At 75.1% G+C, this 6,833-nt stretch carries 7 protein-coding genes; 1 reads left to right on the top strand and 6 read right to left on the bottom strand.

Translation table 11 applies throughout. The annotated features are described in order from the left end of the window. The 6 genes from H505_RS50230 to H505_RS0130425 form a co-directional block, all read right to left on the bottom strand. Window positions 1-1,184, bottom strand: a 1,184-nt coding sequence (locus tag H505_RS50230; protein WP_026404991.1) for an SseB family protein, incomplete at its 3' end; no start/stop codon positions are given. A gap of 87 nt (window positions 1,185-1,271) precedes the next feature. Beyond that, window positions 1,272-2,474 carry an SseB family protein gene (locus H505_RS0130445; RefSeq protein ID WP_233617972.1) on the bottom strand — a complete coding sequence of 401 codons (1,203 nt, stop codon included), beginning with the start codon at window positions 2,472-2,474 and terminating at the stop codon, window positions 1,272-1,274. A gap of 98 nt (window positions 2,475-2,572) precedes the next feature. Further along, entirely contained in the window at window positions 2,573-4,105 is a 1,533-nt protein-coding gene (locus tag H505_RS0130440) for a hypothetical protein (protein ID WP_034520599.1), read from the bottom strand. Between the two features lie 169 nt (window positions 4,106-4,274). Further along, window positions 4,275-4,523: a hypothetical protein gene (locus tag H505_RS0130435; protein ID WP_051301333.1), complete on the bottom strand. Its 249-nt coding sequence runs from the start codon at window positions 4,521-4,523 to the stop codon at window positions 4,275-4,277. A 152-nt stretch (window positions 4,524-4,675) separates the two neighbouring features. Next, window positions 4,676-5,431: a cytochrome b/b6 domain-containing protein gene (locus H505_RS45315; RefSeq protein ID WP_281173495.1), complete on the bottom strand. Its 756-nt coding sequence runs from the start codon at window positions 5,429-5,431 to the stop codon at window positions 4,676-4,678. After that, window positions 5,418-6,122 (bottom strand): molybdopterin-dependent oxidoreductase, encoded by a 705-nt coding sequence (locus H505_RS0130425; protein WP_211238586.1) that lies wholly within the window; start codon window positions 6,120-6,122, stop codon window positions 5,418-5,420. The genes H505_RS45315 and H505_RS0130425 overlap by 14 nt, the downstream gene beginning before the upstream one ends. 83 nt (window positions 6,123-6,205) lie before the next feature. Between H505_RS0130425 and H505_RS0130420 the strand changes: the two genes are divergently transcribed. After that, window positions 6,206-6,796 carry an HhH-GPD-type base excision DNA repair protein gene (locus H505_RS0130420; RefSeq protein ID WP_026404986.1) on the top strand — a complete coding sequence of 197 codons (591 nt, stop codon included), beginning with the start codon at window positions 6,206-6,208 and terminating at the stop codon, window positions 6,794-6,796. Window positions 6,797-6,833 lie beyond the last annotated feature (37 nt).

The following is a 6,833-nucleotide window of genomic DNA, read 5'->3' as shown; positions in this document are numbered from 1 at the left end:
CCACCGGACGCGTTGCCGGGCGCGTCTCCTGGGGTGCTCCCGCGCGTGCTTGCGGGCGGCCGGGGCCCGCCCGGGGAGTGCGTGGGGCCGGTGGAGAGCGGGTCGGCGGGGCCGCCGGGGGCCAATGGCCCGCCGGGCGCGTCTCCTGGGGCGTGGCCGCGCGTGCTTGCGGGCGGGCGGGGCGTGCCCGGGGTGGTACCGGCGGGTGCGTCACTCGGGATGCGGCCGTGCTCGCTTGGGGATCGGGCGGGGACGGGGTCGGTCGGGGGCTCGCTGGGGGCGGCGCGGCGGCGGCCGGTCTTGCGGGGACGGCGGGACGGGCGCGGGGGGTCGGGGTGCTCGGGCTCGAACAGGGCGTTGGCGTCCAGGTACGAGGCGCTGGGCAGGCCGGGGTTGACCGCCAGCTGCCAGCGCGGGTTCGGCCAGTGGCGGGCGAGCCGGGCCAGGGACGCCTCCCGGTGGTGGACGGCCTGGCCCTGCAGCGATCGCTCCATGGCCTCGGGGGAGGTGAACGCGAGGATGAAGGTGCCGTCGCCGAACCGGGCGGTCGCGTACTGCTGGTCGGCGGCGTCGGCGTCGCCGGGGGCGGGGAGGTAGAGGGTGGCGCGTGCCAGCAGTTCGAGGTAGCCGCGCTGGTCGCCGCGCTCGCGGGCGTCGGCGAGGGCGGTTTCGAGCGCGGAGCCGGACGGGCGTTCGGCGAGGCGCTCGCCGCCGTCGGGGATCGCGACGGGGATGCCGAGGCCCGGCAGGGCGAGGGGGCCGCCGTCCTTGCCGATGCGGGCGGCCTGGTAGACGAGTTCGAGCGGGGAGCCGATGCCGTAGACGTCGCGGAACGCGCCGACCATGCGGCCCGCGAGCATCGCGCACGCCTCGAGGCGCTCGGCGGCGGCGCGGCCGTCGCGGTCGCGGCGGCCCGGCTCGCGGACGTCGAAGTGGTCCCACCAGTTGCGGCGGCGGGCGTCGTCCGGGGGTTCCCAGCCGAGCGACCGCAGGCGGCGCTCCTGCAGGTGGCCGAGGGGGCGGGGGAGGAAGGCGCTGCCGACGGCCTCGGCGTCCATGCCCTCCTCGCCGCGCATCGCCTGCACGTACGGCATGCCGGACGGCGCCTGCACGATGATGAACGACCCCACGGGGAGACGGGAGAGTTCCAGGGTCAGCCGTTTGGCGAAGTCGTTCCAGTCCAACTCGGGTCCACTCTCACGTCCGTGGGGGCGGGGGCCGCCGTACCCGGCGGTAGTAAGACGTTAGCGGATGCGGCGCCGCGCGGGCCGTCAGTCCGAGCGGGGCGCGGGCACGGCGTCGGCACGGGCGGGCGCCCAGACGCCGCCGATGGCGTCGTAGACGGCCATCGGGGACTGGTCGCTGGTGCCGTTCCACCGCCAGAGCCGGGTGCCGTGCGGCGGCCGGATCGGGACGCCCGCGGGTTCGGCGGCGCGGGGCGGCGCGCCGAGCGCCTCCGGTTCGGGGGCGGCGTCGAAGTAGGGGGTCCCGGCGTCGAGGGCCTTCTGCAGGTCCTCGACGGAGTAGGCGTCGATCGTCGTCTGCGGGACCTCCTGCTCGCCGTTCACCGACGGGGAGCCGTGCTCGGCGCTGAGCCGGGCGAGCGCGGTGACGTCGAGGAGGACCTCGCTCGGCAGCCCCGCGTTGATCGCGAGCTGCCAGGCCGGGTCGGGCCAGCCGGCCGACAGCGCGGCGAACGAGGTGCGGCGGTACAGGCCGGGGTGGCGGTCGCCGGTGCGGGCGAGGGCGCCGGGGGAGGTGAACACGGTGACGTAGGTGCCGGTGCCGATGGTGATCGTGGGCAGCTCGGCGCGGTCGGGGTCCTCCACGGCGGGGCCGGTGGCGGGCAGGACGAGGTCGGCGCGGCCCAGCAGGGAGAAGTACGTGCCGTGGTCGCCGCGCTCCTTCGCGTCGGCGAGGAGGGGCTCCAGCCCGTCGGAGTCGGCGCCGGGCGGCCCCCCGGCCGGGAGGGCGGGGAGCGCGGACGCCTCCGCCGCGGTGTCGGGGTGGGCGTCGCGGCGCCGGGTGATGCGGGCCGGGTCGGCGATGTCGATGCCGAAGCCGGGCAGCTCGATCAGCCCGGTGCCGTGCCGGTGGAAAGACTCGTACACCAGCTCGGACGGGCGCCGCACGCCCTGGACGTCCCGCAGCGCGGTGACCATCACGTCGGCGAGGCGCGCGAAGTCGCCGGGCAGGCCGCCGCCGGGCAGCTCGGTCCACCAGTTGCGGGGGGCCGGTTCGGCGGGCGGCCGCCAGCCCGCCTCGCTCATGACCTCCTCGTCGGCGGGCGTGAGCAGCAGCGGGCCGACGAGGAAGTTGTTGCTGACGGCCTCGGCGTAGAGCCGGTCGGGCTCGCGCATGGCCTGGACGTAGTGCCGGCTCTCGTCCCGCTCCCGGACGATGAGGATCGTGTCCAATTCGAGCGCCGCCAGCTCGCGCGCCAGCCGCCGGCCGAACTCGGACCACTCCAACAAGATCACTCCCTACGGCCGGGGGCCGGTCTCTCGCCCCCTGGAGACCGTGCCCGGAAACCGATGATTGTCGCCGGGGCCGCCGCGCGCAAACCGGCGGGTCACCCCGGCGGGGGTTCGTGACGCAGCCCACGCAGGGCGTCGCGGAGGGCCCGCGGGTCGCCGCCGTGGTCGTCCACGGCGTCGATGAGGCGGTGCAGGATCTCGTGCCGCGGCCAGCCGTCGTCCAGGAGCGCCTGGGCGGTCTCCCACAGTTCGGGCGGGTCGCCGTCCCACAGCCGGGCGGTGACGCGCTCGTGGGCGTCGAGGTGCTCGTCGCCCGCGCTGGGATGCTCGAACTCGAGGATCACGCGGCGGTCGTCCGGGTCGGACGGGTCGAGGGCCGACAGGTCGATCGCGCCGTGCCGCCCGGAGCTGCGGTGGGTGCCGGTGAGGAACGGCAGCGCGAACGCGCGGCGGGGCAGCGCCTCGAGGTCGCCGTCGGGCAGCAGCCGGTCGACGATCTCCCGGTCGAGGCCGAACGCGGACGGGTCGCGGTAGGCGTCGGCGAACGTCGCGGTGGCGTCCCAGACGGCGTCCAGGGTCGCGCGGACGCCCTCCTCGGGCAGGCCCGTGCGCCGCCCGGCCCACCGCACCCACGCGGCCAGGACGTGCGGGGCGGCCTCCTGCTCGCTCGGGGACAGCAGCACCTTGCGGGGCAGCCAGTCGAGCAGGAACATCTCGCACTTGACGGGGCTGACCCGCAGCGGGCGCCCGAAGTCGTGCGCGCAGCCGTACTCGATGATCCGGTCGACGCAGCGGCTCGCGGCGGAGCGGTCCGAGAGCTCCTCGGCCTCGTCGGACGCCAGGAACCGCGCGGCGAGCGTGGCGCGCCGGTCCCGCCCGTACACCGGGGGCTGCGGGAGCCGCCCGCCGGGCGGGAGGATCCCGGCGCGCGCGCGGACGAACGCGTGGTACGACCCGAAGTTGTCGTTGACGGGCGGGTCCTCGACTTCGTTGGTGAGCTCCAGGGCGCTCTGCAGCAGCGCCTTGGTGTCGCGGGGGTCGAGCTGCTCGAACCGCATCAGCGGGTTGTCGCGGCCCTCCGTGCGGCAGTGGTCGAGCAGCTTGTCGACCTGCGACGACACCCACGCGTCCCGGACCATCCCGCTCGCGGGCGGGCGCCCCCGCCGGACGCCCGGCGGTTCGCCCGGGTCCGGGACGGTCTCGGCCTTCGTCCGGTCGACCAGGACGACGAGCGCGTGCCGTTCGGCGTCGCCGTAGGAGTAGACGCAGACGATCGAGTCCTGGTCGCCGTAGACGTCGCGGGACGCGAAGCACTGCTCGGGCGTCACCGTCCCGACCCGGTCGGCCCAGCCGGGGCGGGCGACGCCGCGCCGCATCAGCCCCAGGGCGGCGCGTTCGGCCAGCGCGGACTGCCGGGGCGTGCCGAGGTAGGCGACGCCGGTCAGCAGGGCGAGCGCGGCGGGCGTCGCGGCGCGCTCGGCGTACCCGATGAGGGCCTCGCCGATGACCTTCTCGACGTCGCCGCCGGGCACGCGGTGGCCCCACCACGATCCGAGGATCTCGCTGACGATCAGCTCGGCGTCGAGCGGGCTGCGGACGGCCAGCAGCTCGCGGGCGTGGTGGAGCATGCCGTCGAAAATCTCCGCGACTTCGCCGGAGGGCGCGTCCTGCGCCGGTTCCCCGGGGGAGCGGTGGCGGCTGCGGGGAGTCACGCACCTAGCTTGTCAGATTCCGGGCGGCCGGTCTCCGGAACGCGCCCGCGGTCCGGCGGCCGGTCCGGGCGGTCCGCCCGCCGGGTCAGCCGTCGACGCCGCCGGGGGAGCGTCCCGAGGGCGGCTCGGATTTCAGCATGCCCGTCAGGTGCTCGCGCGCCATCCGCTCGACGCGCGGCGGCGTGGGCTCGAGACCGAGGTGGGACATGCGGGCCTGGACGTCCGCCACGCAGCGGTGCACGGCGTCCGGGGAGACGCTCGCGAACTCGTCCGAGAGCCGGCGGGCGAGCGCGTCGCTCCGGTGACCGGCCGGTGCAGGCAACTGTGCAGGCATCTGCGCACACCTCCGCGCACGGGGTTCCGGCGGCGGGACGGCTCGCCGGGCGAGGCGCGGCGCGCGTCCGTCCGGCCCGCGCCGATCACGGCGCGCGGGTCGCCCGCCCGCACCTGCCTCGATGTCCCATTCCAGCCTTTTTGCGGGGAGAGTCAAGGCATGCCGGGTGGTCGTTCCGCAAATTCTGGACCGGCTTCTTCGTGTTCCGCCCCGTGCGCGTCGCCCGCCCGTCCGGCACGCGCCCCCGCGGCGTCCGCCCAGCCCGCGTGATGCCGCCGCGCCCAGCCGGCGTCGACGCGGCCGGTGCGCATCCCGGTGAGCGCCTCCCGGTCCCCGAACGCCATCCACAGGTGCCCGGCGGTGACCACGAGGACGATCAGGAACAGCCAGTCGTGGACGAACGTCGCGCCCGTCCGCCACGCGTCCGGCCACGGCCCGGGGAACGTGAGGATCTCTCCGGTCGCGAGCATGATCAGGATCGCGCCGAGGGTGAACGACGCGTTCAGCTTCTGGCCCGCGTTGAACTTCCCCACCGGCAGGATCCCGCGCCCGCCGCGCACATCCCGGCGGTCCCGGCGCCGCAGCCACTCCCAGTCGTGCGGGGCGAACCGGTTCAGCCGCCGGACGTCCGCCCGGAACGCCCGCGACAGCAGACCCAGCACGATCGGCGCGGGCAGAGCGAACCCGCACCACACGTGGACGGTCTTGACCATCTCCCGACGCCCCACGAACGTCGTCAGGAAAGGGAAGTACAGCAGCGCGGCCGTCACCAGGCACACCAGCATCAGCAGCCCGGTCACATGATGAACGGACCGCTCCGCCCTGGTGAACCGGACGAGCCGCCGCGCGGACGCCTCGCCCCGCCCAGGCTCGCGTGGCTCAGGTGGGTACGGCTCAGGTGGGTACATCGTCGCGTCCGTTCGACCGCCCCACCCAGGCGTCGATGTCATACCCGCGTTCCTCCCAGTAGCCCGGCTCGACCTCGTCGGTCAGCTCGATGCCGTCCAGCCACTTGAGGGACTTGTAGCCGTACATGGGCGCGACGTAAAGGCGTACGGGGCCGCCGTGGTCGTGCGTGACCGGCCCGTCCTCCATCCGCGTCGCGACCAGGACGTCCCGGCGGCGGGCCTGCTCCAGCGTCAGCGACTCGGTGTAGACGCCGTCGAACGACGTGAACCGCACCGCGCGCGCCCGCGGCGCCACCCCGACCGCGTCCAGCAGATCGGGCAGCGCGACGCCCGCCCACCGCACGTCCGCGACCCGCCACCCCGTCACGCACTGGAAGTCGCGGGTGAAGGCCGTCGGGCGCAGCCGCGCGAGATCCGCCATGCGGAACGTCCGCGGCCGCTCCACCAGCCCGCCGACGCGCAGCCGGTACGACGCCGCGGTGCGCCGGTCGACGCTCGGCGTCACCGAGTAGTAGCGGAACCCGCCCGCCGCGGGCAGGACGTCCTGAATCGTCCCGACGGGCGCGAGCGCCCGGCTCACCCGGTCTTGCAGGGAGGCGCCCACCGCCACCCCCGCCGCGCCCAGCCCGAGCATGCCCAGGACGATCCGCCGCCCGACCGGTGCGCCTTCTGTCGCTTCCTCCTCGTTCACGTCCCCATTAAGGCAGCACGACGCGGGCGCGAACAGGCCCGAGCCGCAGCCGTAAGGGTTCCGACAGATCTAAGCTGAGGGGCATGGCCACGAAGGTTCATCTCGCACAGCGGCCCGAGGCCGACGAACTGCTGGGGCGCAGCCCGCTCGCCGCGCTCATCGGCATGCTCCTCGACCAGCAGGTGCCGATGGAATGGGCGTTCTCCGGGCCCCACACCATCATGGAGCGCCTCGGCGCGGACGACCTGGACGCCCACGAGATCGCCGCCTGCGACCCCGAGCGGTTCGCCGCGCTGCTGTCGGAGAAGCCGGCCGTCCACCGGTACCCGGGGTCGATGGCCAAGCGCGTCCAGCAGCTGTGCCGGTACCTCGTGGAGCACTACGACGGGGACGCCGAGCGGCTGTGGAAGGACGTCGCCGACGGTAAAGAACTGTTCAAGCGGCTGAACGCGCTCCCGGGCTACGGCAAGCAGAAGGCGCAGATCTTCGTGGCGCTCCTCGGCAAGCAGTACGGAGTCCGGCCCGACGGCTGGCGCGAGGCCGCCGGCGACTACGGAGAGGAAGGATCGCGCCGCTCCGTCGCCGACATCACCGGCCCCGACTCGCTGGCCGAGGTCCGCGCGTACAAGCAGCAGACGAAGGCGGCGGCCAAGGCCGCGAAGGCGTCCGGGTAACGCCCCCGTGGGACGGGCCGGACGGACGGCGGACGCG

It is taken from the genome of Actinomadura rifamycini DSM 43936, from assembly GCF_000425065.1.
Classification (GTDB): domain Bacteria; phylum Actinomycetota; class Actinomycetes; order Streptosporangiales; family Streptosporangiaceae; genus Spirillospora; species Spirillospora rifamycini.
This window is presented reverse-complemented; position numbering and strand designations above follow the sequence as displayed.

Excerpts from the sequence above, each read along its gene's own strand:
- H505_RS0130440 (WP_034520599.1), bottom strand. The coding sequence starts at position 4,105 with ATGCTCCACCACGCCCGCGAGCTGCTGGCCGTCCGCAGCCCGCTCGAC.
- H505_RS0130420 (WP_026404986.1), top strand. The coding sequence starts at position 6,206 with ATGGCCACGAAGGTTCATCTCGCACAGCGGCCCGAGGCCGACGAACTG.
- H505_RS45315 (WP_281173495.1), bottom strand. The coding sequence starts at position 5,431 with ATGTACCCACCTGAGCCGTACCCACCTGAGCCACGCGAGCCTGGGCGG.
- H505_RS0130435 (WP_051301333.1), bottom strand. The coding sequence starts at position 4,523 with ATGCCTGCACAGTTGCCTGCACCGGCCGGTCACCGGAGCGACGCGCTC.